Here is a 26,953-nt window from a genome sequence, read left to right as displayed (position 1 = left end):
GCGAGCACAGATGTTCCATATCTACGACAGTCGCACCCGCGCAGTGCGCGCATTCATCCCCGTCCAACCAGGAAAGGTCAGCATCTACCTCTGCGGGCCCACGGTTCAGTCCGCGCCACATATCGGGCACCTGCGAAGTGCCCTCACCTACGATCTCTTGAACCGCTGGCTCACCCACCGCGGATACACCGTCACCCTCGTACGAAACGTGACGGACATCGATGACAAAGTCCTCGCCTTGGCCACCGAAGACGAACCATGGTGGGCCCGCGCATACCGTGTCGAAACAGAATTCACGCGGCTGTACGCGTCGATGCGAATCCTGGCGCCCACGTATGAGCCGCGCACCTCGGGCCACATCATTGACACGCAAGCATTCATCGAGAGGCTGATACAGCGCGGTCACGCCTACGCTGCTAGCGACGCATCTGGAGACGTCTACTTCGACGTCAGCAGCTGGGGCGACTACGGTGCGCTGACGAGGCAGAAGCCGGATAGCATCCCCGATTCCGATGAGGCCCCCAGCGCCGCGAAGCGCGATGCACGAGATTTTGCTCTCTGGAAGGGAACGAAGCCCAACGAACCGGCGTCGGCCTCATGGCCCTCCCCATGGGGGGCTGGCCGACCTGGTTGGCACATCCAGTGCTCGGCCATGTCGCACCGTTATCTCGGGCCCGTTTTTGATATCCACGGTGGCGGTCTTGACCTTCGGTTCCCACACCACGAAAACGAGCTCGCCCAATCGGCGGCTGCCGGCGACGCATTCGCCCGGAACTGGGTCCACAACGGCTTGGTCACCGTCGGCGGGCAGAAAATGGCCAAGTCGCTCAGCAACTGGGTCTCCGCTGACGAGCTCCTCCAAACTGTCGGCCCGGACTCCCTGCGCTACTACCTGCTGAGTGCTCACTACCGGTCGACGCTCGACTATCACCCGCACGCTCTCGCCGACGCCCAAGCGGCCTTCGCTCGAGTTTTGACCTTCCTGAAGCGGCATCAGCAACAAGCTGTCGCCGCAGCACACACAGTCGATGCCCTTCCTCGCCAATTCGCTGATGCCTTGGATGATGACCTGAACGTGCCAGCGGCTCTAGCCGTCCTTCACGAGCATGTCCGCACCGGAAACATGGCACTCGATCGCGGCGAGAGAGCCATCGCATCCGCGGAGTATCGAGCAGTATCGGCAATGCTCACGGCGCTCGGCATGCACCTTGATGACAAGACCCGTCCGACGAAGCATGACAACCGTGACACGCTTGCGGACCTCCTCGATGTCCTGGTGGCCCGTCGCGAGCAGGCACGAGCGGCAGGCGACTACGCCTCAGCTGACCGCATTCGCGACGATCTCGCACGCGCCGGAATAGTCCTCGAAGACACCCCCTCAACCAGCACCTGGAGGACCATGACGACTCCCCCGTAAGCACATCAACAATCCTCCGGCAGTCAGCGTGGGCGAGCGTGTCCTGGTGACATCCGGGAGTCGGAGTTCCTCCTCTGACGGGAGAAGAGGACCCCATGGCTTGGTCCGACTGAAGCGGCATCAACCCCGAACTGATCTAGACCTCAGGTGCATCTGCGCCTGGGACACACTTTCAAGTCCACATCCACTGAGGAGTCCCATGGAACACGCACCGAAGTCCACGCCCGAGTTCTTTGCGACCCCTGGATATGGGGAATGGGCACGTGAGCACCTTCACTACTCGCAAGCGTTGCGGATCGGAAATCGAATCGAGACCTCCGGCCAAGGCGGCTGGGACGACCACTGGGTGCTCCCTGAATCGCTGGAGGCGGAGATCGTACGTGCGTTCGAGAACGTCGAGCGCACTCTGGCGACGGCCGGCGCGAGCTGGCGGGACGTCGTTCATGTGAACTCCTACCACGTGCCAACCGAGACAGACGCGATCGGTCACGCACACAATGACGTGATGGTGGCACAGCTCCGGCGCTGGACAGGGCAACGTGCTCCGATCTGGACCCAGACCGGCGTGACAGCACTCGGACTGGCCGGGATGAGGGTTGAAATCCGCGTCACCGCGATCGTCGCTTAGCGGCAACGTGGCATCGCATCAAAAGGATGGTCGACATCGGCCCAAGAACGACCTCACACACCGCAACACAACCCAAAGGACGAGGGATTTGATACTCATGGCTCGACCACTTAAGGAAGCACGCGGCTGCGGCGGTTTGGGCGACCTTCGCCGGCAGAGGGATGCTGACGAGCACTACGGCTCCCACCCCGAGTACCGGTGAGATCTCACATGAATCCCGCCGCGACCGAACGCATTGAATTCTCAGGCTCGCAGGGTGACTCACTTGCCGCCCGACTCGAACTGCCGCTCGGCGAGCCGCGCGGGTACGCCCTCTTCGCCCACTGCTTCACCTGCAATAAGGACTCCGTCGCCGCAAGTCGCATCTCTCGCGCACTCACCAGCTCAGGGATCGCAGTGTTGCGCTTCGACTTCACCGGCCTCGGCCAGTCCGGCGGTGACTTCGAGAACTCGAACTTCAGCTCAAACATCGGAGACCTGATCGCCGCTGCGGACTATCTGCGCGAGAACTACGACGCGCCCCGCATTCTGATCGGTCACTCGCTCGGCGGCTCAGCCGTGCTCGCCGCTGCGGGGAGTATCCCCGAAACGGCGGCTGTGGTGACGATCGGCGCTCCCGCAGAGACGGAACACATCGTGCGGTTGATCGGCGATGACCTCTCCACAATCGAGCGCGACGGAGTCGCAGAGGTGAATCTCGGCGGCCGACCGTTCCGTATCCAGACACAGTTCCTGCGCGACATCGAGATGCAGCCCCAGCAGGAGCGGATCGCGAGCCTCGGCGCGGCGCTGCTCGTGCTGCACTCACCGGTGGATGAGACCGTCGGCATCGACAACGCACGCATAATCTTCGACGCGGCGCGACACCCCAAGTCGTTCATCGCGATCGACGGTGCCAACCATCTGCTCTCCCACAAGCAGGACGCTACCTACGTCGCTGCCATCATCGGTCACTGGGCGAGCCGCTACGCCCTCACCGACCCACCGGCCGAGGCCATCGGTCGTGGGCCAGACCTCGCCCCGGGGCACGTGCGCGTCTCTGAACGATCAGCCGACGGCTTCGTCCAGACGGTCACCACGGCCCAACACCTGTCCGTCGCCGATGAACCCTTCCCGCGCGGCACTGACGCAGGCCCGAATCCCTACGAGCTTCTTCTCGCCGCCCTGGGAACATGCACCTCGATGACCCTACGGATCTACGCGAATCGCAAGAAGTGGCCGCTCGAGCACGTGGAGGTTGAGCTCTCCCACGCGCGCTCCCACCCAAACGACTGCGAAACCTGCGACGAGACCACCGCGCAGCTTGAGCACATCGACCGCACGATCACTCTGACGGGCAACCTGACTGACGATCAGCGGTCCGCTCTCCTGGTGATCGCCGACAAGTGCCCGGTGCATCGCACGCTTCACGCCGGACTCGTCGTATCAACCCGGCTCGGATAGACGCCAACCTGAGGGCGACGACGAGGGTGTCAGCTTCATGAGCTTTGCCGCCGTAGACCCTTACCGAGCACGAGCATGCGAACGAGTACGCCGGAATGCCGCAATCAGCTCGCCCGCACGCTAGACCTCGAAAAGGAGCGCAGCAACGCCGGGCTCAAGTGCGTGTTCAGCTAGCGGTGATCAGATAGCCGTCGAGGAATCATCTAAGTGCTCGCGGGCCGCGTCCAGCGCACGGCTGAGAGGTCCCGACATCGATGCCGAGGGTCACCGCTGCACGCTTGCTCGTTTCACCGACCCGACGGCTCCCGCCGGCACGCGGACCGTCAGATCGCGCACCGAGCGTTACCTGCCGCTGCCCTCGAGACCCGCGTTGTGCAACTCGACAAGGTATTGGCTATCTGCGGGGTGAATCGGCCTGACTTTCGTTCCGTTCTTCAAGTAAGGATGGAACACGATGAACAGGAAGTATTCGCCGGAGATGCGTGAGCGGGCGCTGCGGATGCTCGCGGAGACGCGGCCGTCGCACCCGACGATGATGAGCGCCGTCCGGCACGTGGCCGGATTGCTAGGGATGAGCCCGGAGACGTTGCGATTGTGGCAACGCCGCTACGAGGTAGACGCCGGCGTGAAGCCCGGCGTAACGACCGAGGCGGCCGCGGAGATCAAGCGTCTGCAGAAGGAGGTCTCGGAGTTACGGAAAGCGAACGAGATCCTCAAGGCTGCGAGCATCTTTTTCGCGAAGGAGCTCGACCACCCCTCGACGAGATGATCCGGTTCATCAACGAACACCGGGATCGTTTCGGGGTCGAGCTCATCTGCCAGGTCCTCCGACCGGCAGTGAGAGGATTCCTCACGTCACGCGGCTACCGCGCTGCGGTGAACCGCACTCCATCCGCCAGGCAGCTGCAGGATGACCTGCTAGTGCCCGAGATCGTCCGGCTGCACGCAGAGAACTACGGGGTCTATGGGCGCCGGAAGATGCACGCGCTGATGCGACGACAGGGGTGGGACATCGGGCGCGACCAGACCGAACGGCTGATGCGTCTCGCCGGTGTTCGCGGGGTGCGCAAGTCCAAGCGAGTGTTCACGACGAAGTCTGATCCCGCCCTGCAGCGTCCGACGGATCTCGTCAACCGCCGATTCACCGCCGACGGTCCCCGCCGGCTCTGGGTCTGCGACGTGACCTATGTCGCGACGTGGTCCGGGTTCGCTTACGTCGCGTTCGTCACCGACGTCTACTCACGTCGCATCGTGGGTTGGAACGTCGCGGCCACGCTTCGGGCGGAGATTCTGCCGATGCAGGCGCTGGATATGGCGGCGTGGGACGCCGGCGATGACCTCACCGGGCTGACGCACCACTCGGACCACGGCTCGAACTACATGGCGATGGTCTACACCGACAGGATCGTCGAACTCGGCGCTGTTCCCTCGACCGGGACGGTCGGCGACAGCTTCGACAACGCGATGGCAGAGGCGGTCAACAACCTCTACAAGACCGAGCTGATCCGCCAACGCGGTCCCTGGCGGACCGTCGAGCAGGTCGAGCTCGCGACCCTCGAATGGGTGTGGTGGTGGAACAACTCCCGCCTCCACGGCGAGCTCGACATGCGCACCCCACTCGAGGTCGAGCAGGCGTACTACGCTGACCAAGAATCAGCCCAACCGGCCCCCGCCAGACAAGGCTCCCGATAGGAACGAAAGTCAGGCCGATTCACACTGAGCGTAATTGGTGACTGTGGTCGAAACACATGACCGAGAGTGAATTGATCGAGCTGCGACCATCGACGACGTCTGCCGGCACCCCGAAAAGCCCGCTCGAGCATGCGAAAGAGGACGCCGGAACGGCCGCGCGACAAGCTCGCTCGAGAGGGAGCGCAGCCACGCCGGATCCCAGTGCTTGCTCAGCTGCTGGTGACGAAATAGCCGTCCAGAGAACCACGAAGATGATGGCGGGCCTCGTTCAGCGCACGGCGGAGATCGCCGACCGCGACGCCGAGGATCGTCGCCGCGCGCTCGCTCGTTTCACCTTCAAAATCCACCAGGTTGACCGCCGTAGCTTGCAGAGAGCTAAGGTCGTCGAAGGCATCGTCGACGACGCCGTACAACTCCGTGGTCGAAAGATCCGCTTGCGGCCCCAGGATTTCGTTGTGTCCGGGCCACGCGTTGGGCTGGTCGATCCACGCGCCAGCGTCGGGGCCCTCGCCATAGAACGCGGGGTAAAACAACTCGGCTTCATCCGCGTCCGCGTCCAGCTGGTCGACGATGGCGTCTGCGCCGCCGTCGTGATCATCCCATGACCGCACCTCGGGGTCACCGTCGTCCTCGACCAGAAGCAGCTCGGTGAGTCGTTCGCGGGTGAACGCCTCCGAACCCTCGCGAAGAGCGCGCAGCCAGGCAGACTGGACGGCATCTTGCGCGCTCTCGGGCCGGAAGGCCCGAGCGAGTCCGAGCAGGTATCCGGTGTGGTCCATGGCAGCCTGAGCCGCCACGTCGGCCAAAGATGCGGTTGCGGAAGCGGCGGCGAGTACATTCCGTAGTTCGTCGGGCACGACGACATCTGGCCGTTCGCCCAGGATCCTGATGGTGGTCCGAAGTTGGGCGAGGTGCCGCGGGCACGCGTCGCAGCCTTCCAGGTGTGCGTCAACCTCTGAGCGCTCCTGCGGCTCGAGTACGCCGTCGAGATAGTCCGAGGCCATCGATACGACCCGGGCGCATGTCAATGTAGCCATCATTCGACTCGAGGCGCTCATGCGTCGGTGACGTCGATGAGCACTTTGCCGACGGTGTCCGCCTCAACGGCATCGTGAGCTGCCGCGGTGTCAGCGAGGTCGAACCTGGTGAGGGGAAGCCCGTGCTCGGCGCCGACGGGCAGTGCACCGTCAGCAAGAGCGGAGGTGACGGCGGTGACCGCGTTGGTCTTCTGGTCCTCGGTCACGGTGTAAGTGAGCACGAACTGGTATCGAGCGTTTCGACGCATTGCGCTACCGATGGGAACGGCGAGCGGCGCGGACGAGTCCGAGGCGTAGATGGCGATCGTTCCGCCGAACTTCAGCACCGCCAAGTCTGTGGCACCGTTGGCCTGCACGTTCACGTCGACGATGGTGTCGACGCCCTCTTCCGCGATGGAGAGTACGGCGGCGGCTACATCCTCGTTGCGGTAGTTGATGACGTGGTGGGCGCCGGCCGCTCGGGCGAGTTCCGCTTTCTCGGGGCCGCTGACCGTGGTGATGACCGTTGCCCCTGCCCAGCGCGCGAGCTGTATGGCTGCGTGCCCCACGGCGCCGGCGCCGCCGGTCACGAGGATGACCTGGCCGCCGAGTGCACCGGGAGCGAGCCGCGCGGGGCCGTGTTCGTTGGCGGTGAGGGTGCGGTGCGCGGTTAACGCCGGGATGCCGAGCGATGCGCCCACGTCGAAGGAAGCGTTGGACGGCAACGGAACGACCTGCCGGACGGGCACGACAGCGAGTTCCTGGGCGGTACCCGCGGTTCGCTCGTATGCGGCATCCCACACCCAGACGCGGTCGCCCACCGACAGCCCAGACACTCCGCTGCCGAGCGCGTCGACGATACCCGCACCGTCTTGATTCGGCACTCGTCGCTCGAAGCTGCTCGACGAGCTGCCGGCGCGTGCCTTCCAATCCGTGGGGTTAACGCCGGACACGACGATCCGCACGCGGACTTCTCCTGGGCCCGGATCAGCGGCCTGGACCTCGTCGAGGGTCAGTACTGAGGATGCGCCGGGCCGGTTGTAGCTGATTGATTTCATAGTGGTATCCCTAACTGTTGAAGTGAATAGTGAATCTCGCCTACCGCTGAGCAGAATCCGGTTCGTCGTCCGCAAGGCTCAGATCGGCCATTGCTGCGGTCGCATCGAATTGGCCCATGATCAGACCGAGAGTGCTTGTGAAGCCGGCGGCGAGGGCGAGGAGGATGGACGGGATGAATGCGGTCGCCGGAGGCACCCATCCTCCGATGACCCAAGGAAGCGCGACCAGGACAACAACGGCTGCTGTAGACACCCATTGATTGATCACCGTGGCAGTCGAGTCACCCGATCCACCACGCACGAGCATCCGTCGCACCGTGTCCCCGGTGCAGACGATCAGAATCGCGCTCAAGAGGATGAATATAGCGGCGCCCCAGACCGGGTCGAAGACCGCGAGAGCTAAGGAGGCGAAAAGCGGTAGGGCGTAGACAAGGAAGACCCAGCGCACGTTGGAACGGAGGTATCGATCGGCCGCGTCTGACGCCATCACAACACGGTGCATGTCGGTGTCGATGTAGAAGAACACCCCGACAATGAAGGTGCCGAGGAGCGTCGACGAGACTCCCGCAACGCCCAGCAGAAATTCATTCAAGTTGATGCGCATCGTCGGACCTCTCACAATCTGAGTTTGTTTTGGCAGTCGCCCGCTGGCCATCGTGTGTGAGCGACCCTCAAGGCTCAGTGTGGTGCGGATCATAGGGTTTCTCGGTAACCAGGGAGGGTTTCCGTTTGCATCCCATGAAGTACGGTGCTCCACGCAGACTCGCCTTGCCATAGTTGAACGATCCGCGATCGAATCTCGACCGCATCGCCTCCTTTCTTAACTCCTGAGGCACCACCCCCGCACGCAGACAATCTGACCAACTCCGGTGAAGCTCCAGGTCTCGACCTCGGATCCCGCGCTCGCGCAGGATCCGAGGACTGCACGGTAGGCGGCTTCCGACTCGATTCGCGCCGTGGCCGCGGAACCCGCTGCAATCGGCGGAACTGCGGCCTGGAGGTCGGCGACCGCCTCACTTACCGCACCCTGGCCGGAGGTAGCCACTCGATCGAGTGCACGTGTCGCGAGCCGATTCCAGCTCCGCTGCTCCTGCACAGTCAGGCGACCCTCCTGCGCTGCCGAGTCAGCGTTGAACGTGATCGCGACAACGTCGCCGATGGCAGCGCACATGTCCGCGTCCGTGACCCCTACCACTGCGTTTACTGAGTCCGTGAGTGGAGGATCAGGCGACGAGGCGCAGCCAGCAAGGGTCAGCACGAGTGTGAAGGCGAAGGCCCCAATCGCAGGCCTCACGTAGCGAAGCCACACATCCTTGTCCCGATGGCGCGGACTCACCCGGGGTCCACCTGACCGACGATCTGCGTTTCGTCCGGCCCCATCGCCTCCGACTCAACGGGCACAGCCCCTTGCGCGAGCTTGAGGCGAGTCCACACATTCATGTTTATGACGACAGCGGCGATCTCTGCGACATCGCGTTCGGTGAAGTGGGTGCGCAGTTCGTCGTGTGCGGTGGCAAACCGCTCCTGGTTGAAGACGGTTAGGGCTTCGCAGTATTCCAGTGCTGCTCGCTCCTTCACGGAGAACATCGTGCTCTCCCGCCACGAGGGGAGATGCGCCACGTCGATCGACGAGATCCCGATCTTGATTGCGACTTCGGAATGCAGGATCAGGCAGTAGGAGCATGGATTGAGCTGCGCGACTCGAAGTCTCAGCAGTTGCAGCAGTTGCGGATCAACGGCCAGTTCGGCCGAGTACCCGAATGCTGCGGCCATCTCTGCCGCCAAGCGGTCGAGTCCAGTCTGTTCCGGGTTAAACCGGGTGTTGCGGAAGCTGACGTTCTCGAGGACCTTACCGAAGCGATTGGTCTCTTGCTCAGACATCGTCATCCGGATCCCGGCCCGGTTGGTGGTCGAGGCGTGCCGCGTACTCTGGGTGATGCTGGACGAACGAGCGGAAAACGGGGCACTTCACCGTCACGCTCTTGCCCTCGGCATGGAGCATGTCGAGCACCCTTCGCGTGAGTGCCGCGGCCAAACCCTTCCCGCGAAACTCCGGCAGGATCGACGTTGCCAGAAGCAGAACTCTGTCGTCTTTTTCGGCGAACACCACTCCGCCGAACTCGATGCCATCCTTTGTGGCTATGAACACGTCGGCGGCCTCGTCTAGGGAGATCGAAAACGAGGGCTCCTCCTCTGGACCAGTCGCCGGCATCTCGTCCATCAGAGCCTGCTGGTCTGCGGAGACAGCGGGCGAGCTGTGGTCCGCCCGGTCCAAAGCATCCGACGACGACAAAGCCGGAAGACGCGAATCGGTCATGTCAGCCTCTCGAGTCCACTGCGGAGATATGGGATCAGGGCGTTAGCGGAGCCCGAAAAGCGGGCCGCCAGGCGCTCAGGGGACTTCGATGTCGAACGCCTCCGTGAGGCTGAGCATACTCCCAGGCGAAAGTTTATGGACGCCAAGGTCCAAGCCCATCTATGGTGAGGAATGGCGGCGGTACCGAGGAGGAAGCCATGACTTCGAAGGACTATCTCAAGACCGAGGAGGCGCTCAGTCGCCTTACTGAACGGCAGCGCTATGTCACCCAGAACGAGGGCACTGAGCCCGCGTTCAACAATGAATTCTGGGCGAACGACGAGCCCGGCATCTATGTCGATGTGGTTTCCGGGCAGCCCCTGTTTTCCTCTACTGACAAGTACGACAGTGGAACTGGCTGGCCGAGTTTCACCAAACCAATCGAAGACAATGCTGTCGACACCAGAACCGACTACCGTCTGACCCGGCCCCGCGTCGAAGTGCGTTCGGTGGGTGCGGATAGCCACCTCGGCCACGTCTTCCCGGACGGACCGCAGGAAGCTGGTGGTCTTCGATACTGCATGAACTCCGCCGCCTTCCGTTTTATCCCCGCCACATCGCTCGAGGAGGAGGGTTACGGCCAATACCGCTCCTTATTCGACTCGACAACAGAATCGACAGGACACGGATCATGACCAGCGCCATCAACAACACCGGGAAGATCACCCGCAACACCGACACGGAGACCGCTATCCTTGCTGGCGGCTGCTTCTGGGGCATGGAAGATCTGTTCCGACACCAGCCAGGCGTGGTCGACACCCGTGTGGGCTACACCGGGGGCGAGAACGATCATGCGACCTACCGCAACCACCCGGGTCACGCCGAGGCGATCGAGGTCGTGTTCGACCCAACCCAGACGACCTACCGCGACATCCTGGCCTTCTATTTCCAGGTGCATGATCCGACAACACTGAACAGTCAGGGCAACGATTACGGCACAAGTTACCGATCTGCGATCTTCCCAACCTCCATGCAGCAGGAGCAGATCGCGCGGGACACGATCGCGGACGTGGATGCGTCCGGCCTGTGGCCGGGCAACGCGGTAACGACCATCGAGGCGGCCGAGTCGTTCTGGGAAGCGGAGCCTGAGCACCAGGGCTATCTCATCACTTACCCGAATGGTTACACGTGCCACTTTGTGCGTCCGGACTGGGTTCTCCCGAGGCGAATCGTGTCAGAAGTGCCGGCGAGTCACTGAGCCACCCAGCGGTTGCCAGTGACCAGCTTCGCCCCTTCCTTTCGGACGCCGTGGTCGCAGAGCACGCGGAGAGGCTTTCGCAGGTCGCCCACTACCAGACAGTCAGGACGACATGGAACGCAGTGAAGACAGCATGGTCACGCTGATGGGCACTGACCAAGTGATCGCGGAGCTGACGGTGTCCGAGACCGGGGCGACCGATGAGGACGATCTTGGCATCAGCGACAACAAAGACGCTGGCGCCTACGAGCTCAGGGTCGCCGGGCAGACGGTAGCTGGCCTTCTCTATACGGAAACGGGGACGCGCGTCACTCTTCTCGCGACGTCTGTGTTCCCCGAGTTCCGCGGCAGGGGTATCGCGGGCAGGCTTCTCGGCGGAGTCCTCGACACGCTTCGCAGAGAGGGTCGAACGGTCACACTCAGCTGCCCGTTCGCGATGGCCTTTGTCCGATCTCGCCCCGAGTACGCGGACCTCGTCGACGTCGCTTTTCCTGGCAGTGCGCACTCTCTTGGGCACCACGGCATGCACGGAGTCTTGCGCCAGCACTGAGTCATGTCGAGGGAGCAAGCGATGGAGCCAACACACCGCGCGGCCAACAACATCACACCATCGACTCGGGATCACGGGGTCAGGGTGCGCCTGGACGACGCGCCCGCGGAGCGATGATGCGCAACGAAGATGGTCTGCTCCCTTTCATGGACAAAGCTCTACCCGACGCGTGGACGGCAGCGACGACCTTCGCGGCTGCCATCTCCCGGGAGACCACCCGGCACGGCCTCACGCTCGCGGAAATCGAGCTCATCAAGGTGCGCGTCTCCCAGCTCAATGAATGCGTCTTCTGCCTGGACCTGCACTCACGGCAGGCCAGAAAACTTGGCGTGCCGCAGCAACAGCTGGATCTCCTGCCCGCATGGCGGGAAACCGCATTGTTCAGCGCGCGGGAAGCTGCCTTGCTCGCTGTCGCCGAGACAGCCACCGAGTTGCCACTAACAGAACGCAGCAAGGCAGACCTCATTGCCACGTATCGCCCTCGGCGACGAGACCTTCGTACGCGCTGAATGGGTAGCCACCACCATCAACATCTTCAACCGGATCTCCATCCTCAGCGAGCACCCGGTACGTACACGCGATGCTGACGGACATCTCTCCTGACGCTGACGCCGGGACTCGGCCCCTGTGTCGGGGCACGAACCGAGCCCGACTCGTCGTTTGACGGTCCTCTCGTCGGGAGCAGCGCACTCGCCATCACCATCTGCCGCGCTGTGAGATCGGCGTGCCCGGTTGCCGGCCGGGCCGAGACTGAAGTCACAGTCAGCTCCCAGGAACTCAGGACCAAAAGGTCTACTTCCTGCGTTTCACCTGATGACGCCGCGGACCAGACGCGGCCGGAACGGAGAAATCGTGGTCAAGTCCCGTGGTGTGGTGTCATTCCGTATCAGTAATCTTGAAGAGCGGACCATCTCACCCAGGAGGAGACCATGAGCGCGAAGGATTACGTGAAGACCGAGGAGGCGCTACGCAGCCTCACCGAGGACCAGCGTTACGTCACGCAGGAAGAGGGCACCGAACCTGCTTATGACAACGAGTATTGGGCGAACGACGAGCCCGGCATCTACGTCGACATCGTCTCCGGGCAGCCGCTGTTCTCCTCGACCGACAAGTACGACAGCGGCACCGGTTGGCCGAGCTTTACCAGGCCGATCGATGACGACGCCCTGGACACCAGGACCGATCATCAGCTGGTCACGCCTCGCATCGAGGTGCGTTCGACCGGTGCGGACAGCCACCTCGGCCACGTCTTCCCCGACGGACCGCAGGATGCTGGGGGGCTCCGGTATTGCATGAACTCCGCCGCCCTTCGCTTCGTCCCGGCCTCATCCCTCGAGGAAGAGGGATACGGGCAGTACCGCTCGCTGTTCGACGCGGATGCCGGCTCGACAGGAGTCGTCGCATGACCGCCGGCATCGATGACACCGGAAAGATCACCCGCAACCCCGACACCGAGACCGCCGTCCTCGCGGGCGGCTGCTTTTGGGGCATGGAGGATCTGTTCCGTCGCCAGCCGGGCGTGGTTGACACCCGTGTCGGCTACACGGGAGGCGAGAACGATCACCCGACTTACCGTAACCACCCCGGGCATGCCGAGGCGATCGAGATCGTCTTTGACCCGACCCAGACGACGTACCGCGACATCCTCGCCTATTTCTTCCAGGTCCACGACCCCACGACCCTCAACAGCCAGGGCAACGACTACGGCACGAGCTACCGCTCCGCGATCTTCCCCACCTCCATGCAACAGGAGCAGATCGCCCGCGAGACGATCGCCGACGTCGACGCATCCGGTCTGTGGCCGGGGAAGCCTGTCACCACCATCGAGCCCGCGGGCTCTTTCTGGGAAGCCGAGCCCGAGCATCAGGATTACCTGATTACATACCCCAACGGCTACACATGTCACTTCGAACGCCCCGATTGGGTGCTGCCGAGCCGAACCGAGGCGGACGCGCCGGCATAGCGACGGCGGATCTCAGCGAACCTCGGACGATCGCGCCGGAAACAGGACACACATGGACAGCAGCCAGGACGGCATGGTCACGCTGAGAGGTACCGATCAGGTGCTCGGAGAACTGGACTCGTCCCGGACCGCCGACTCGCTCGCCGAAGTCACGAACATCACGAACGACGAGAGCGCATCGGTCTATGAACTCCGCGTCGAGGACCGCACCGTTGCGGGACTTGTGTACGCCGAGACCGGCAACCGGGTGACTCTGCTCGCGACATCCGTGTTTCCTGAGTTCCGCGGAAAAGGGCTTGCCGGCAAGCTCCTCGGCGGCGTCCTCGACAAGCTTCGCACCGAGGGCCGGACCGTGACCCTGACGTGCCCATTCGCCACCGCATTCGTCCACTCCCATCCCGAGTACGCGGATGTCGTCGACCCCACCTTCCCTGGCAACGCGCACTCACGCAGGCACGGACGACGGCACTGAGCCGCAAGAGAGGCAGCCATGACCCACCTCGAAGAACACTCGCTCCCGTACATGGACAAAGCCCTCCCCGATGCATGGAAAGCAGCGACAACCTTCGCTAGCGCGATTTCTAGAGAAGCCGCTCAGCACGGGCTGTCACTCGCCGAAGGCGAGATCATCAAGATCCGCGTCTCGCAGCTCAATGGATGTGTCTTCTGCCTAGACCTCCACTCCCGGCAAGCCCGGAAGCTGGGTGTGCCGCAGCAGAAGCTCGACCTGCTCCCAGCATGGCGAGAGTCCACGCTCTTCAGTGACCGGGAGGCAGCGCTGCTCGCAGTCGCCGAGACAGCGACCACGCTCCCGCTGAGCGAAGACAGCAAGGCCGACCTCCTCGCCGCCCGAAGCGCCCTCGGTCAGGAAGCTTTCGTCAGCGCCGAATGGGTGGCCACTACCATCAACATCTTCAACAGGATCTCCATCCTCAGCGAGCACCCCGTGCGAGCGCGAGATGCTGAAGGGAAGCTCTCCTAGAGTCGAGAACGGACGCCCCGCAACGCCGCGAAAAGGACAGCATTCTCTCAGGAAAGCGGGACCAAAAGGTCCACTTCTGACGTTATCTCCAGTGACGCCGCAAGCCAGCGGCGGCAGAAACGGAGGAATCGTGCCCAGCAGTAACTACCCCAAGACGTCCGAGGCGCTCAGCCGTCTCACCCCGATCCAGTACCGCGTGACCCAGGAGGACGGCACCGAGCCGTCGTTCTGCAACGAGTACTGGAGCAACCACGAGCCCGGCATCTACGTCGACGTGGTCTCGGGCCAGCCCCTGTTCTCATCCACCGACAAGTACGAGAGCGGCACCGGATGGCCGAGCTTCACCCGACCGATCCAGTCGGACGCCGTCCACACCAAGACCGACCGGAAGCTCTGGATGGAGCGCACAGAGGTCCGATCCACAGGAGCCGACAGCCATCTCGGGCACGTCTTCGACGACGGACCTGCCGATGCCGGGGGATTGCGCTACTGCATGAACTCGGCCGCACTCCGTTTCATCCCCGCAGCGGAGCTCGAGGCACAGGGATACGGCGAGTACCGCTCCCTGTTCGACACCACCGACACCACAGAGGAGAACGCATCATGACCAGTGGCATCCACGACGCCGGCCAGATCACCCGCACACCCGGCACCGAGACGGCGGTTCTCGCCGGCGGCTGCTTCTGGGGCATGGAGGACCTGGTCCGCCGCCAGCCAGGCGTGCTGCAGACACGAGTCGGCTACACCGGCGGTCGCAACAGCCACGCCACCTACCATCGTCATCCCGGTCACGCAGAGGCGCTGGAGGTAGTCTTCGACCCCGCCAAGACCACCTACCGTGATCTCCTGGCATTCTTCTTCCAGATCCACGACCCGACCACCGTCAACCGCCAGGGCAACGACATCGGCTCCAGCTACCGCTCAGCGATCTTCCCCGTCACCCCGGAGCAGGAGAAGATCGCCCGCGACACCATCGCAGACGTGGACGCCTCCGGCCTGTGGCCGGGCAGCGTCGCGACCACAATCGAGCCGGCAGGCCCGTTCTGGGAGGCAGAGCCTGAGCACCAGGACTACCTGGAGCGGTATCCGAACGGCTACACGTGTCACTTCCCTCGTGCAGGTTGGGTGCTTCCGCCTCGCGCGGCGCATGCGGCGATCTGATCAAAGGAGGAGGGTGTGCTCACCAGGGTGAACACACCCTCCCGGTCGATAGGGAAGCAGTTAGTGAGCTCCGCCGTCGTCGGCCCAGACCTGCAGCTCGTTCATCACAAGCTCGTCGAGCATGGGCGTCTCGTATCGCCCTTCGGCGGTGTAGGACCCATTCCGGAAGCTGAGCCCAGCAACAAGATGGTCTTCAACGATCCATCGAACGTCATAGCAGGCCCGGTAGCTCGGAGGCCAGAAGGAGCAGAAACGCCCCGTCGCGTCGAGGTACCATTCGCCGCGAGTGGACCGCCCATACTCGACATACACAGTGCCGCCGGCGGGGTCGAACGTCTGTGTCGCCCCGTCTGCGTATCGGAGAGGTCCTCTTGTCACCGCGTAAGCAATGTCTTCGGCGAGGACGACGTCGCCATGCTTCATGATCGGCTTCTCCCAGCGTACGGAGCCTCGGCCCTCGTCTTCGTGCTAGACGCGGTCTCCATCAAACAACGGCCTCCTCGATGAGCTCGTAGATGTTCGCGCGCCGGAGGTCGGCGGCGTGAAAGACGAGACCGTCGCCGCGCTCGGGCGGTTCCACGGCGACATGCCGCACGCAAGTCGCGGCGAGATCTCGCTCTTGTCCCGTCATGACAACGAGCCCGATCACCGTGGTGTCGGACCCGACCGCGTTGGTCGCTGCCACTCTGATGTCGCGGGTGACGTGCCGTGCGATGCGGTCCACACGTCGCCGTGAGGCGCCGTCAGCACCCTCGAACACCATCACCACCGTCCGCGGCTGCACAGCGTGCACCGCGCCAGTGACCTCCCGGCGTATGCGCGCCACTTCTGCTCTCCTTGAGCGGAAACCGAGCATTCCTCTGATCCGATATGCGGCCAGCACCATCCGCAGGTCCTCGACCGTGGGCATATCGGAGGCCAGCGGGACGAGATCCAGAACGGCCGCGTCGTCGCCAATACGGACTGGCGAACGTATGTCAGACATCGCGCCAACTGATCGGGGGCATGCCGCACAGGCTTGCGTGCCCATCTACGTCCATCGTTGAGGCTCCCGTCGAGATAGTTGCGCCTTCGTGTGCCACTGCCCCTCGGCGACGGGCGAGGAGGACCGCCCGTCACCAATTCGCTTCGCGCCGCGGCGGCTAGGCGTGAACGTGACCCGGCTCGTGCTGGTGGTTGTCGAGCTCGGCACGGACCTGCTCCATGTCCAGCCCTCGCACCTGAGCGATGAGGTCCTCCAACGCCGGCTTCGGCAGTGCGCCAGCCTGGATGAACACCCTGATCGAGTCGCGGTAGACCGCCACGGTAGGCAATGCACGGATGCCGATCTCCGACGACAGCTGAGCCGCAGCCTCTGTATCGACCTTGCCGAACACAATGTCCGGGTGCTCTTCGGAGGCGGCCTCATACACCGGGGCAAACGCTCGGCACGCACCACACCAGGTCGCCCAGAAGTCGAGGATCACGATCCCATCGCGGCCCGTGACCTCCTGAAAGTTCTCGTCTGTTACCTCTATCGTCGCCATCTCTGGTCCTCTCGTGAACAACCTTATTGGACTTCGTGGTCCTGTTACATAGTCCTCGGTCGCGCGGGACTGCGCAAGGTCGCGGCTACCTGTTGGCGGCGTAGCGATAACCGTCAGCAGCGGGGCGGAGATGCGAGTCGACACGTCGCTACACGCGATCGCCGGATTTTCCGTCCAAGATCAGGCTTGTCGGGCTCGCGAGGCGAGCCTCGGTAGCGGTCGGCTTTCGGGCGCCGCGAAGGTTCCCGGCGTCGTCAACGTCGCCACCCGCGTACGGCTGACTACGTGCTGCTGTCGGACCCGATCGTTGTGACGGTCATTCACCACCGGGGGGGTATCACCGGATGAGTGTGCTCTTGCTCCAGAGGATCGACTTCCATCTCGGTGGCGTCCGACACGGCCTCGACGCCGGCACCCGAGCGACGACTCTCGTTGAGTGCCTGGACGATGCGAGCAAGCGCTGGTTCAGAAAGCGTGCCGGTATGGCTGAAGACTCGTGCGCCGTCTCGGTACCCCAGTAGGGCCGGGACGGCGGCCACGCGTGCGACGTGCGCAGCCTGGAGCTCGCTGGTGATGTCGACGCGTGCGTGCAGGACGTGTGACTGTTCGACGGATGACCTCTCGTAGATCGCACCGAAGGCACGGCAGGGAGAGCACCAGCTCGCCCAGAAGTCGACGACGACGAGTTCGGTCGTCGCAACCACGCTTACGAAACTCTGATCAGTCAAAGCAACCACGGTCATGGGTCAATGCTCCTGTCAATTTCGACGCGGCGGTCTTGGAGGGGCAACGGAATGGCGGCGACCCCGGTGGCTGCGGGGCGACCCCCGCATCGTGTCTCGGTCAAGTCCCGTGGTGTGGTGTCACTCCGGTTGTTCCCTGTGGTGGGTGGAGGGTCAGGCGGTGAGGTAGCGCTCGGGGCGGGGCTGCTCGGTGTGATCGTGCAGGGTATGGACGAGTTTGCGCATGGAGATGTCGGAGAAGTAGCGGCGTTCGCCGTAGGACCATTCCTCGTGCTGTTCTTGGAGGACGGCCCCGATGAGGCGGGTGACGGAGTCGCGGTCAGGGAAGATCTGGACGACGTCGGCGCGGCGTTTGATCTCGCGGTTGAGGCGCTCGATGGGGTTGTTCGACCACACCTTCTGCCAGTGCTCGCGGGGCAGCGGTGCGAACGCGGTGAGGTCGGGTTCGGCGGCCTCGAGCATGGTCGCGATCTCCGGGAATGAGCCGCGGAGGCTGTCGGTGACGGCCTGGTATTGCGCGGTGACGGCTTCGGTCGTGGTTTGCGCGAAGATCGTGGAGATCAGTGCGTTGACGGGCTTGGAGCGGGCCGAGCCGATCTTCTGGGTGACGTTGCGAGCGAAATGGACCCGGCATCTTTGCCACCCGGATCCGGGCAGGATCGCTTTGACCGCGGCTTTCAGGCCGGCGTGCGCGTCGCTGGTGACCAGGGTCACCCCGAGCGGGTCGGCGTCGGTGGCGACCTTGAGTCCCCGGTCGCGGAGGGAGCGGAGGAACTCGGTCCAGAAGTCGGTGGTCTCCGCGTCCCCGAGCGCCATCCCGAGGATCTCCCTCCTGCCGTCGCCGGAGACTCCGGTGGCCACGACGAGGGCTTGGGAGACGACCCGGCCGCGGTGGCGGACGTCGAGGTAGGTGGCGTCGAGGAACAGGTAAGGGAACCAGGTGTGATCGATCCGGCGGTGCAGGAACTCCTGCACCGCCTCGTCGATCTCCCCGCAGATCCGCGACACGGTCGACCTCGAGATGCCGGTGTCGTTGCCGAGCGCACGGACCAGCTGGTCGACCTTCCTGGTCGAGACTCCGTCGATCCAGGCCTGGCAGATGACCGCGTAGAGGGCTTTGTCGACCCGGCGACGCGGGTGCAGCAACGACGGGAAGAACGACCCCTCCCGCAGCTTCGGGATCTGAAGGTCCACCTCCCCGGCCGGGGTCGCGAGCGTCTTCGGGCGCACTCCGTTGCGGCGGGTCGTCCGCTCAGGAGACCGCTCGTGCGGGGCCGCGCCGATCTTCACGGTCGCTTCCGCGTTGATCAGGTCTTGCAGGCCGGCCTGCAGCATCCGGCGGAACACGTCCGAGTGGGCGAGGTCGGGGTCGGCGAGGACTTCGCCGATCAGGGTCGTCAAGGCAGACTGGTTCTGGGTCATCGTGGGATCCACTTCTTTGCTTCTTGGCGGAAACAACTGGGTATCCCACGGTGGCCCGTCATCGTCTACGACGACGAGGACCCCGCGGGAAGTGACACCACGCTATGGGACTCACCCCGACAAAGTACGATCGCGGAATGCCCGGCCTCGTTGCTCCGATGACCTTGCCGCCCGGCGAGCCGGCTGCCGGCCCTTGGCGGGCGATTCGAGAAGAGGACCTCGTCCGGGTGCTGTTCAATGCGGGCAGCGTTTCGCCCCGCAAGCCCTTAATCGTGGCGGTAGACGGTCGCGGTGCATCCGGGAAGACAACTCTCGCCGAACGGTTGGCTCGACAGGTGGATCGCTCAGCCATCGTCCATACCGATGACATCGCTTGGAATGAACCCTTCTTCACGTGGGGCCATCTCCTCGGCGATCACATCCTGAGTCCGTTGCGCCGCGGTGAGAGCGTGATGTTCTCACCGCCCGCCTGGGCTAAGCATGGGAGGGACGGGGCCATCGAGGTTCGCGCTGGTTTGGATCTCGTGATCATCGAGGGCGTTGGGGCCAGCCAGCGCGAATTGAGCGACCTCGTTGATGCCACCGTCTGGGTACAGTCCGACTTCGCTGCAGCGGAAACACGAGGTATTGCCCGAGACATTGCTCAGGGCGTGAATGGAAGCGCCGAAGAGACCGTCGCTTTCTGGCACGAATGGATGGATGAGGAACTGCTGTTCTTATCGGAGCAGAGGCCGTGGGAACGGGCATGCATAGTTGTCGCGGGGACCCCCACGATCCCGCTCGAGCGAGATCGGCTGGCCGTGGCGAGCGGACCCTTGTAAATCTCCAAGCCCGCGTCATCTCAGGTAGGACGCTCTGATCAGTGGGCGCCCGACATCGTGCGGAGATCCGCTACTGAGGTGCCCTCAGCGAGACCATCGTCGACAATTCTGTGGACCCATCCTTCTACGGTCGTCCCCCTGGGCGCGTGCGGAATTTCGGCTTAGGGCGCGAGCAAGTACGCGACGGGTTCGGAAACGGCCACGATAGCGGTCACCACGATGCCCATGACAGCCAAAGTCGTCCAGCGCGCGGAGGTGGACGCCGCCAGGCCGACCACGATCGTTCCCACGCTCAGCGCGAGGAGGGCGGAGCATGTCGCGATGAACGCCGCGATCGCCCACAGGTTCTCTGTGTCGCTCGTGATCTGCTGCGAGACGAGCCCCGCAAGGAAGTACGAACCGAGGTAGGCGAAGAACAGTCCGCTCGCGGCCATGCACAGACCGGACGTGATCCAGACGGCGACAGCCTGGAGGTGTCGGCGCAGGTATGGAACGAGGAAGACAAGCTGACCGAGAAGTGCGAGCACCGTCCCGAGGAGACGGATATCGGTGAACGAAGTCAGGGAGGCCACCACCAGTGATGTCATGGTGACGATGACGTAAAGCACGGTTACCGCCGCCACCGTTCTCGTCGATCGCGGTTCAGCGGTGGCCAGTAGAGGTTCCGTGCTGGTCATCGGCTGCCTGCCTGTCGTTGATCCCAGATGCTGTGTGTCGTCGTCTTCAGCATCAATGGGAATCTCTGCACCCGCAAGCGGATCCGCTTGCGGGCGCTCGCCCTAGGGGGAAGTGGACATCTTCGCGCAACGATGACGCTGCAGCTCGTGGACATTTCTCGAGTCGAAAGCCCGCTGTGACGTGCGCGCGGTGGACAAGTCGCACCGGTTCCTACAAAGATTGAGATGTCCGAGACAGGACTGGCTCCACGTCCGATGGGGCGCACCAGCAGGCGGCGATCACGCCGTCCGCGAGTAAGGAGAGATCATCGTGCCGACGTGTGGGAAACTCAGGTCATGACCATGGCCGACCCGTACACCCCGGAGAAGTCGAAGGCGCTCTTCGGCAACAGCCACATGTCCACGGTCATGCTCGAAATCGCCTCGCTCGACGACGACACCTTCTCGCCCAAGCAGATCGTGGAGCGCACCGGCTTGCTGGGCAGTGTCGTTCACCCACTGATCCACCGCCTCACCGACGCCGGACAGATCGAATACCTCGGCCGTGGGCCAGACGGCAAGGCGAAGCTCTACCGCATACGCCGCACCCACATCTGGGATGCAATGAAGAAATACGCAGACGGCGTCGACGACGAAGTCGGCCAACTCGCCAGCTGAGAGTTGTCTGCGGGCACCTACGTGGTAGACCGATAAGCCGAACGTGGGGAAGCAGGAGAAGCTTCACCGGAAGGGTGCCGTGAGCCGTCGCTTCAGTTGCCGAGGTCAGCGTGGTAGTGGCCCAGGAGCAGCCGGGTGAGCTGTTCACCCCGTACCGCGACGGCCGTGAGGTCCTCCGTGGTCATTGCGGCGAAGTTGGTGGGGTATCGCTCGACACGCTCACGCGGGATCAGATCATGGAGTGGCACCGGGAGCTTGTGATCGCGCATCCCGAGGTATGCGTGCACGAATCCATCAATCTGGCCGGCCGCGGCTGCGTCGTGGATGCGGCCGCGGCTCGCATCTTGGGTCTTGCCGTACGTGATATCGAAGCTCTGCGACAGCCGGCCGGGGAGGAAGCGTGCAGCGCGGCGGTGGGCGCGCCCTCGGCCGGCATCAGCCGCGATCAGGAAATCGAGCTCGTAAGTGTGGCTTGTGTGAGCAGTGGATCGATTGGGCAGCAAGGGACTCAGTCCAAGGTTGTCGTATACGCCGCCGTCGGTCATGACCACCGTCTCATGCGTTCGATGACCATCGCGGTTCTCGAATTCATACTCCCTGGTCATCGCGGGCAGGAGTATCGGGAACGCAGCCGAAGCCGCCACCGCCTCTGCGACGGTGACCGGATCCAGGATCTTTCCGTACGCGGAGCAGGAACTCACCCTGCTACCGAATCTCACGGCGTTGCCGGTAGTCATATCCGTCGCGGAGAAAATCACGCTGCGATCCGGGTGCGTAACGTCGGCCACGTCGCGGCTGCCGAACGCTCGTGAGGCAAGTGCAGCGACGAGGGCATCGGTACGCGAGTACCCGCGGCGCTGACCCGGGACTGTGGCGCGAAGTGCGCTGCTCGCGCTCTTCACCATCGCGGTGGGCGCGAATGCGCGTCGGGCGAGCTCGGCCTGCAGCCCGCAGCGAAGGAGTTGGACTACCGAGTCGTCGAACTCAGCGAACTCGGCCGGCCCGTACGCCCACATGGCCGTGAGTAGGCTTCCGCCGCTAATTCCGGATACGACAGACACGTGCTGGAGAAGGTCGCGATCCTGCAGTGCCCGGAGACAGCCAAGTCCGAAGGCTGTAGCGCGAAACCCGCCTCCCGAAAGGGCTAAGCCAATACGCGGAGTGGTCATCCGTCCGCCTCGATCGCGCCCGCCGTCGGGTAGGCGAATCCTCCCGGGAACCAGTGGGTGCTGCCGATCGTCATGTAAAACGGTGAGCTTGCAGGTGTCCGGGTGCGTCCTTCATCCCGTCGGACAACGCGCGCATATAGGTGGGGTGGGGTCCCATCGCGTAACCAGGTCGACCAGGCGTGTGACGGTCCGCCGAGGATCAGCATCAGCGCCCGCCGCCCAGCACCCTGAGGCGCGACGATCTGCGACATTCCCGCATCGTCAATGTCGCTCGGTCTGGCGGGGCCGTGCGGGTGCGTGTGCCACATGCCCACGAAGCCAACCCGGTCACCGGTGTTACGCAAGCTTGCCTCCACGATCTGCTGAGTGCCCTCGACGCCGTGATCGAAATAGATCGAGGAGAGGTGGCTGTCCGGGGACGGGCCCGTGGCGGCGTCCACGTGCACAGTTCCCGTCGCATCGTCGATCATGCCCAGGAGCATCCCGCCCGTCTCGACCTTTGCCCCTCGGATGCGCGCACCCCGACGGGCTTCGCTCCGGATCTCAGCCAGTGCACGCGAACTCACCTGGACCTCATACTCACCGGAATGATCCGCCATCGTCACGTCGTTCGGCCACGTCAATGGCCGCGGCACGTGGCCGGCCGCGGGCGGGGTGAGGTGAATCGCCACCGCCGTCATCGGTGCTGCCTCACGATCAGTCAGCACACGAAGAGCCGACCACAACAGTTGGGAAGCGAGAGCCACTGTCTGGGTGGAGGACCCCGTGAACGTGGGTGCAGAACAACCCGGCTCGGGGAAGAACATGTCCGTCCGCGGGGTGGCTGGGAAGAAATCTTCAGCGATCTCAGCCCATCCGAGGGGCGGGTTGGTGGCGATGTCGATCGCAGTTCGTCGCAGGACATCGTGTGTTGCCCCGGTTGCTCCCGTCAAGGACACGGTGACGACGCCGCGCTCCGCGGTGTGTCCGAACACGGCACCGACAGTGGGCGGCCACTGATCTCTGCGCGAAGAGCGGGCATCCTCGAGGGCGGTCCGCACGCCCACGTCCGCCGTCGCATCGATGACGAGGTCGTATCCCAGGACGGCGTCGGGTTCGCTCAGGATTCCCGTGACGATGTGGGATCGGGAGGCCGTCACGATCAAGTCTTCGCGGACACGGGACAACCGAGCTGCCAGACGCTCCGCCTTGTTGTAACCGATGTCATCATCGTCGTAAGGCTGGCGCACGAGGATCCCCGGGCCGACATTCCCTTTGTCGATCACGTGAAGAGCCGCCACGCCTGCGCGAACGCATTGCTCTGCGATCGGTGCGCCGAGCGCCCCGGCGCCGAGCAGCAGCACACGCTTTCCGGCCAGCCATGTCGACGCTGATCCCGTGTCACGGCGTCGTGTCACCTCGGCGCGCGCCTCATGGACGATCATCCATTGAACCTTCGCGAAACCCAACCAGGCCTCGGCCAGCTCGCGAACGTCCGTGGCGAGCTGCTCGTTCTCCGGTCGGATCATCTGCAAGAGATCGGTGATCTTGGAGCCGAGGTCATCGAGGTGCCAGCACGTCACGTGCGCAAGCGGCTTCCCAGGGTCGAGGCGCCGCGCAGGTGTAGCCAGAAGCATCATCGCTGGCACTGCACTGCCACCGCTTACCGAGTGCCCGAGCACCTTGTTGATCGTCGATGCCCGAACGAGAGCCGAGAGAAGCATGTCCCGCGGAACCCCGTACCCATCCAGCGCGTCGGCGAGGGCAGCGGCAGTTGCCGGGTACTCCATATCGAGTGTGTCGCTGATCACTATCGAGGGCGCCACGAAGAGCGCGCGACCCTGATCGTCATGGCTCGCGACACCGTCCTCGAGAACGCGCTCATAGGTCTGAAGCGGAGTGAGCCACTCGAGCACATCAACGCGAGACCCGCGTTGCACACACCACGCGTAGACCAGCCTGACCCCGTCACCGCCGAGATCGCGCCACGGCACCAGATCTCCCAGATCCGGGCGCAGCACAATCCACCCGTTCTTATAGGAGCCGTACGCGATAGGTGGGTGCAGCGGCTGACCCGCTGGATCGAGCTCTCCCGCAGCTGCGCGCTGCACCCACGACATCAGGCGGGAAATCAAACCCCGCATGCCATCTGCTGGATTCCACTCAACGGACGGCGCCGCATAGAGACACAACACCGAACCCCACTGCACGTGCGGTGTGCCCGCCCACCGCCGGTGTCGAACCATCACTGACGGGTACGCGTGAGGGTATGACGGCTCGACCAGGATCTCGAATCGTTCCCTGCGCCGCACTGAGATACCGGAGCCAGCGGTAACGACACCGGCCGTGTCCAAGGAGATGCTGTAGGTGGAGATCGTCTCGTCCGCCGTCGATCCGAGAAGCTGGATAGCGCCGCCACTCATGTCGGCGAGATCCGCGAGCTGGCGGGCGGCGAGTTCGCTCAACGACCGAACCCGATGGGGTTCTCCGGTGCGCTCTGCCCACCACGATCAGCGGCGATCGCGTCCTGAACCCGATCCACGCCCGAGAACTCAGAGGCCACCGCTGTCGCAGGAAGTGCGTGCGCCAAGCTCACCGCGGCAGCAGTGACGGCGGCAAACCGGCGGCCGACGGAGGACATCGACAACTCCAGCGCCGCTTCCTGCGCCGACTTCTCAAGCAGCTCGCCGCGGATCACGCGCGCACCGTACGCGTCGACGCCGAACACCACCGGACTGGGTGCCAGTTCATCAACCCACGACATGGTGCAAATCAGCTCATCAGCTATCTCGGCGTACCGATCCGCCGCCATAAGGTGCGGCGGGTTGTGGCCGTCCACGTCCACGTCAGGAAACACCGCGCTACTGGCCACAATCGAGGCACCCAGCCGGGCGTTGCGCTCGAAAGCGTCAAGGATGTCCTGCTGCAAGACCTCCGCGCCGTCCACATCCTTCTTGTACATCACCCGCTTCGAGCAGTGATGCGGCGCAAGCAACAGATCCCACTCGAGATACTGCTCGCGATCCTTCGCCTCGCTGTACTTGAAGATCTTCATGATCGTGTCGTGCGCCAGATCTCCGAAGAGCAGAACCTTGCCGTCAACACCCGACTCGTCGGTGAGGGTCACCTGCATCGACAACGATGTCTCGTTCCGGGCAGCCGCAGCATCCTCCTTGAAGGGTGCATGGATGAACGCCTCGAAAACACCGGCACGATCATGACCGTCCAGCACTGTCAGCGACGTCCCCGGATACGCCAAGTACTCCTTCGGGAGATCGTCGTACGCATGGGAGCTGTGATCGGTGTCGTATCCAACTACTCGGATCCGATCGCCACTCCCTGGAGCCCCACCGACGCTCACCGCTGCACGCGTGACCTCAATACGACGCTCCGACTCTTCACGAAACGCGATCGCGTCCGCGCACAGCTCCGGTGCCTCCGGATCGTTGTATTCACGCCACAGGCGCGGCGTCGACCACAGCTCACCAATACGGACCTTCGCCAGCAGATCCGCAAAACCCAGGCAATGGTCCTTATCGGCATGCGTCAACACGAAGGTGGCAAGATACGGCTCCCCATCAACGATCGGGAGGGCATCAACGAGGCGATCAACAACCGCGACTTCTGGGTTCTCATCGCTGTCCGCCTTCGCAAGGTCATGAAGATCGACCTGCATCACCACGCCATCATCAACGACGACTGTCGTACTATCTCCGGTGCCAACCGGCCAGAACACCGCGCCTCTCGCGGGAAGCCCCTCTGAATACATCACGCACCTTCCTGTCGACCAAAACCGGTGCGCGCCAATCCGCCACACTTCGGGTGTGCACTGCTCAAGGTAGCTACGACCACCGACACCAACACTGGGAAACGCAAGCGGATCATTGAGCCACCCAGCGCCAATCCGGCTCCCAGCGCCGCCCCACATTCGACGTCACCACGGCAAGCACCGGCGAATGGCACAAGGAGCGGATCCCGGGTACCTGGCACGAATGCCAACTGCATGCCATCTCGTCGTGGAAAGTGCCATCTTCACGCGGAACCTACAGTTTCTTCTTCAGCAATGTCAGTGGTCCGCGCTAAAGTGTAACTGTCAGAGATACAAACAAAGGAGCATGATATGAGCGGAACGATGCGACTGGCAGTGAAGGTCTCGCCCGATGCGCGCACGGAGCGCGTGGACCTGGGGGCGAACGCCTATCCGGTGATCTCGGAGGCGGTCCAGGGGGACATCGAGCCCGTCACCTTAGCTGAGGATTTCGAGTTCTACGCCAACGAGAACGGCTGGGCCGAGTTCTCGCCGCTCGAGCGCAACCCCCTCGCGGAGGCAGTCCAACTCGGCTGCCTCGGTGCCGCCAACCCGATCGTGGGTCCGGTGATCTTCACGGGGGGTATCGACGAGGCGGGCGAGACTCGTGGGCTGTCCGAGACTCGAGCCGCGCTGGTGGAGCAGCTGGCGATGATGCTGCGCGGGGAGGCCTGAGATGGGTGCGGA

The 26,953-nt window shown here is 63.7% G+C and carries 31 protein-coding genes; 17 read left to right on the top strand and 14 right to left on the bottom strand.

The features are described 5' to 3' along the window. Positions 1-10 precede the first annotated feature (10 nt). The 4 genes from cysS (at position 11) to ACFC3F_RS05420 (ending at position 5,180) form a co-directional block, all read left to right on the top strand. Positions 11-1,417 (top strand): cysteine--tRNA ligase, encoded by a 1,407-nt coding sequence (gene cysS / locus ACFC3F_RS05435; RefSeq protein WP_282837944.1) that lies wholly within the window; start codon positions 11-13, stop codon positions 1,415-1,417. Positions 1,418-1,616: 199 nt separating this feature from the next. Continuing rightward, positions 1,617-2,045, top strand: a complete 429-nt coding sequence (locus ACFC3F_RS05430; RefSeq protein WP_282837943.1) for a Rid family hydrolase — start codon at positions 1,617-1,619, stop codon at positions 2,043-2,045. 210 nt (positions 2,046-2,255) lie between these two features. After that, positions 2,256-3,488, top strand: coding sequence for a bifunctional alpha/beta hydrolase/OsmC family protein (locus tag ACFC3F_RS05425; protein WP_282837942.1), 1,233 nt, complete (start codon positions 2,256-2,258; stop codon positions 3,486-3,488). A gap of 454 nt (positions 3,489-3,942) precedes the next feature. Next, positions 3,943-5,180, top strand: a protein-coding gene (locus ACFC3F_RS05420) for an IS3 family transposase (RefSeq protein ID WP_282838261.1) whose coding sequence is annotated in 2 segments (ribosomal slippage) — positions 3,943-4,228 and positions 4,228-5,180 — 1,239 coding nt in all. Because the reading frame shifts where the segments join, the coding sequence is not laid out codon by codon here. Between the two features lie 209 nt (positions 5,181-5,389). Here the strand turns inward: ACFC3F_RS05420 and ACFC3F_RS05415 are convergent. From ACFC3F_RS05415 to ACFC3F_RS05395, 5 genes are all read right to left on the bottom strand, one after another. Then, positions 5,390-6,217 carry a zf-HC2 domain-containing protein gene (locus ACFC3F_RS05415; RefSeq protein WP_376127422.1) on the bottom strand — a complete coding sequence of 276 codons (828 nt, stop codon included), beginning with the start codon at positions 6,215-6,217 and terminating at the stop codon, positions 5,390-5,392. Between the two features lie 17 nt (positions 6,218-6,234). Next, positions 6,235-7,254: an NADPH:quinone reductase gene (locus ACFC3F_RS05410; RefSeq protein ID WP_376127471.1), complete on the bottom strand. Its 1,020-nt coding sequence runs from the start codon at positions 7,252-7,254 to the stop codon at positions 6,235-6,237. A gap of 40 nt (positions 7,255-7,294) precedes the next feature. After that, the gene (locus ACFC3F_RS05405; RefSeq protein ID WP_376127421.1) at positions 7,295-7,951 is read right to left on the bottom strand and encodes a hypothetical protein; all 657 of its coding nucleotides are present in this window, start codon (positions 7,949-7,951) and stop codon (positions 7,295-7,297) included. A gap of 635 nt (positions 7,952-8,586) precedes the next feature. After that, positions 8,587-9,141 carry a carboxymuconolactone decarboxylase family protein gene (locus ACFC3F_RS05400; protein WP_376127419.1) on the bottom strand — a complete coding sequence of 185 codons (555 nt, stop codon included), beginning with the start codon at positions 9,139-9,141 and terminating at the stop codon, positions 8,587-8,589. Then, entirely contained in the window at positions 9,128-9,571 is a 444-nt protein-coding gene (locus ACFC3F_RS05395) for a GNAT family N-acetyltransferase (RefSeq protein ID WP_376127417.1), read from the bottom strand. Before ACFC3F_RS05395 ends, ACFC3F_RS05400 begins: the two co-directional genes overlap by 14 nt. A 197-nt stretch (positions 9,572-9,768) precedes the next feature. On the opposite strand from ACFC3F_RS05395, the gene msrB (ACFC3F_RS05390) reads away from it, so the two are divergent. From msrB (ACFC3F_RS05390) to msrA (ACFC3F_RS05345), 10 genes are all read left to right on the top strand, one after another. Continuing rightward, positions 9,769-10,245, top strand: a complete 477-nt coding sequence (gene msrB / locus ACFC3F_RS05390) for a peptide-methionine (R)-S-oxide reductase MsrB (protein WP_376127415.1) — start codon at positions 9,769-9,771, stop codon at positions 10,243-10,245. Continuing rightward, a complete protein-coding gene (gene msrA / locus ACFC3F_RS05385; protein WP_376127413.1) occupies positions 10,242-10,808 on the top strand; it encodes a peptide-methionine (S)-S-oxide reductase MsrA in 567 nt (188 codons plus the stop codon). Before msrB (ACFC3F_RS05390) ends, msrA (ACFC3F_RS05385) begins: the two co-directional genes overlap by 4 nt. A gap of 112 nt (positions 10,809-10,920) precedes the next feature. Next, a complete protein-coding gene (locus tag ACFC3F_RS05380) occupies positions 10,921-11,358 on the top strand; it encodes a GNAT family N-acetyltransferase (protein ID WP_376127411.1) in 438 nt (145 codons plus the stop codon). A 113-nt stretch (positions 11,359-11,471) separates the two neighbouring features. Then, positions 11,472-11,867, top strand: coding sequence for a carboxymuconolactone decarboxylase family protein (locus ACFC3F_RS05375; RefSeq protein ID WP_376127409.1), 396 nt, complete (start codon positions 11,472-11,474; stop codon positions 11,865-11,867). Positions 11,868-12,287: 420 nt separating this feature from the next. Further along, positions 12,288-12,764, top strand: coding sequence for a peptide-methionine (R)-S-oxide reductase MsrB (gene msrB / locus ACFC3F_RS05370; RefSeq protein WP_101966239.1), 477 nt, complete (start codon positions 12,288-12,290; stop codon positions 12,762-12,764). Next, a complete protein-coding gene (msrA, locus tag ACFC3F_RS05365; protein ID WP_101966238.1) occupies positions 12,761-13,321 on the top strand; it encodes a peptide-methionine (S)-S-oxide reductase MsrA in 561 nt (186 codons plus the stop codon). Before msrB (ACFC3F_RS05370) ends, msrA (ACFC3F_RS05365) begins: the two co-directional genes overlap by 4 nt. Before the next feature lie 52 nt (positions 13,322-13,373). After that, a complete protein-coding gene (locus ACFC3F_RS05360) occupies positions 13,374-13,793 on the top strand; it encodes a GNAT family N-acetyltransferase (RefSeq protein ID WP_101966237.1) in 420 nt (139 codons plus the stop codon). Between the two features lie 18 nt (positions 13,794-13,811). Beyond that, positions 13,812-14,303, top strand: a complete 492-nt coding sequence (locus ACFC3F_RS05355; RefSeq protein WP_219721920.1) for a carboxymuconolactone decarboxylase family protein — start codon at positions 13,812-13,814, stop codon at positions 14,301-14,303. 130 nt (positions 14,304-14,433) lie between these two features. After that, positions 14,434-14,910: a peptide-methionine (R)-S-oxide reductase MsrB gene (gene msrB, locus ACFC3F_RS05350; protein WP_251393508.1), complete on the top strand. Its 477-nt coding sequence runs from the start codon at positions 14,434-14,436 to the stop codon at positions 14,908-14,910. Continuing rightward, positions 14,907-15,464 carry a peptide-methionine (S)-S-oxide reductase MsrA gene (gene msrA / locus ACFC3F_RS05345; protein ID WP_101966235.1) on the top strand — a complete coding sequence of 186 codons (558 nt, stop codon included), beginning with the start codon at positions 14,907-14,909 and terminating at the stop codon, positions 15,462-15,464. Before msrB (ACFC3F_RS05350) ends, msrA (ACFC3F_RS05345) begins: the two co-directional genes overlap by 4 nt. Positions 15,465-15,524: 60 nt before the next feature. On the opposite strand, the gene ACFC3F_RS05340 is transcribed toward msrA (ACFC3F_RS05345), so the two are convergent. The 5 genes from ACFC3F_RS05340 to ACFC3F_RS05320 form a co-directional block, all read right to left on the bottom strand. Beyond that, entirely contained in the window at positions 15,525-15,887 is a 363-nt protein-coding gene (locus ACFC3F_RS05340; protein WP_180951267.1) for a hypothetical protein, read from the bottom strand. Between the two features lie 61 nt (positions 15,888-15,948). Then, entirely contained in the window at positions 15,949-16,449 is a 501-nt protein-coding gene (locus ACFC3F_RS05335) for a hypothetical protein (RefSeq protein WP_144820275.1), read from the bottom strand. A gap of 157 nt (positions 16,450-16,606) precedes the next feature. Beyond that, the gene (locus ACFC3F_RS05330; protein WP_101966233.1) at positions 16,607-16,990 is read right to left on the bottom strand and encodes a co-chaperone YbbN; all 384 of its coding nucleotides are present in this window, start codon (positions 16,988-16,990) and stop codon (positions 16,607-16,609) included. A gap of 320 nt (positions 16,991-17,310) precedes the next feature. Beyond that, positions 17,311-17,733 carry a co-chaperone YbbN gene (locus tag ACFC3F_RS05325; RefSeq protein WP_101966232.1) on the bottom strand — a complete coding sequence of 141 codons (423 nt, stop codon included), beginning with the start codon at positions 17,731-17,733 and terminating at the stop codon, positions 17,311-17,313. A gap of 153 nt (positions 17,734-17,886) precedes the next feature. Continuing rightward, positions 17,887-19,155 carry an IS256 family transposase gene (locus tag ACFC3F_RS05320; RefSeq protein WP_242089912.1) on the bottom strand — a complete coding sequence of 423 codons (1,269 nt, stop codon included), beginning with the start codon at positions 19,153-19,155 and terminating at the stop codon, positions 17,887-17,889. Positions 19,156-19,292: 137 nt separating this feature from the next. Between ACFC3F_RS05320 and ACFC3F_RS05315 the strand changes: the two genes are divergently transcribed. Beyond that, positions 19,293-19,976 carry a uridine kinase gene (locus ACFC3F_RS05315; RefSeq protein ID WP_279071142.1) on the top strand — a complete coding sequence of 228 codons (684 nt, stop codon included), beginning with the start codon at positions 19,293-19,295 and terminating at the stop codon, positions 19,974-19,976. A 161-nt stretch (positions 19,977-20,137) separates the two neighbouring features. Here ACFC3F_RS05315 and ACFC3F_RS05310 read toward each other — a convergent pair whose 3' ends face one another. Beyond that, positions 20,138-20,548: a hypothetical protein gene (locus tag ACFC3F_RS05310; RefSeq protein ID WP_376127403.1), complete on the bottom strand. Its 411-nt coding sequence runs from the start codon at positions 20,546-20,548 to the stop codon at positions 20,138-20,140. A 441-nt stretch (positions 20,549-20,989) separates the two neighbouring features. Here ACFC3F_RS05310 and ACFC3F_RS05305 point away from each other — a divergent pair, with 441 nt between their 5' ends. Continuing rightward, positions 20,990-21,310, top strand: coding sequence for a hypothetical protein (locus ACFC3F_RS05305; RefSeq protein WP_282837531.1), 321 nt, complete (start codon positions 20,990-20,992; stop codon positions 21,308-21,310). Between the two features lie 92 nt (positions 21,311-21,402). On the opposite strand, the gene ACFC3F_RS05300 is transcribed toward ACFC3F_RS05305, so the two are convergent. The 3 genes from ACFC3F_RS05300 to ACFC3F_RS05290 are packed head-to-tail and all read right to left on the bottom strand — an operon-like array spanning position 21,403 to position 26,230. Further along, positions 21,403-22,479: a patatin-like phospholipase family protein gene (locus ACFC3F_RS05300; RefSeq protein ID WP_282837532.1), complete on the bottom strand. Its 1,077-nt coding sequence runs from the start codon at positions 22,477-22,479 to the stop codon at positions 21,403-21,405. Then, positions 22,476-24,923 carry a ThiF family adenylyltransferase gene (locus ACFC3F_RS05295; protein ID WP_282837533.1) on the bottom strand — a complete coding sequence of 816 codons (2,448 nt, stop codon included), beginning with the start codon at positions 24,921-24,923 and terminating at the stop codon, positions 22,476-22,478. Before ACFC3F_RS05295 ends, ACFC3F_RS05300 begins: the two co-directional genes overlap by 4 nt. Continuing rightward, complete coding sequence (locus ACFC3F_RS05290; RefSeq protein WP_376127400.1) at positions 24,920-26,230, bottom strand: hypothetical protein; 1,311 nt, start codon at positions 26,228-26,230, stop codon at positions 24,920-24,922. The genes ACFC3F_RS05295 and ACFC3F_RS05290 overlap by 4 nt, the downstream gene beginning before the upstream one ends. 348 nt (positions 26,231-26,578) lie before the next feature. Here ACFC3F_RS05290 and ACFC3F_RS05285 point away from each other — a divergent pair, with 348 nt between their 5' ends. Continuing rightward, entirely contained in the window at positions 26,579-26,941 is a 363-nt protein-coding gene (locus ACFC3F_RS05285; RefSeq protein ID WP_376127398.1) for a DUF3846 domain-containing protein, read from the top strand. Positions 26,942-26,953 lie beyond the last annotated feature (12 nt).

Source organism: Microbacterium sp. NPDC055910, from assembly GCF_042271185.1.
Lineage (GTDB): Bacteria > Actinomycetota > Actinomycetes > Actinomycetales > Microbacteriaceae > Microbacterium.
The sequence above is the reverse complement of the archived record's forward strand: the minus strand, read 5'-3'. Positions and strand labels throughout refer to the sequence as shown.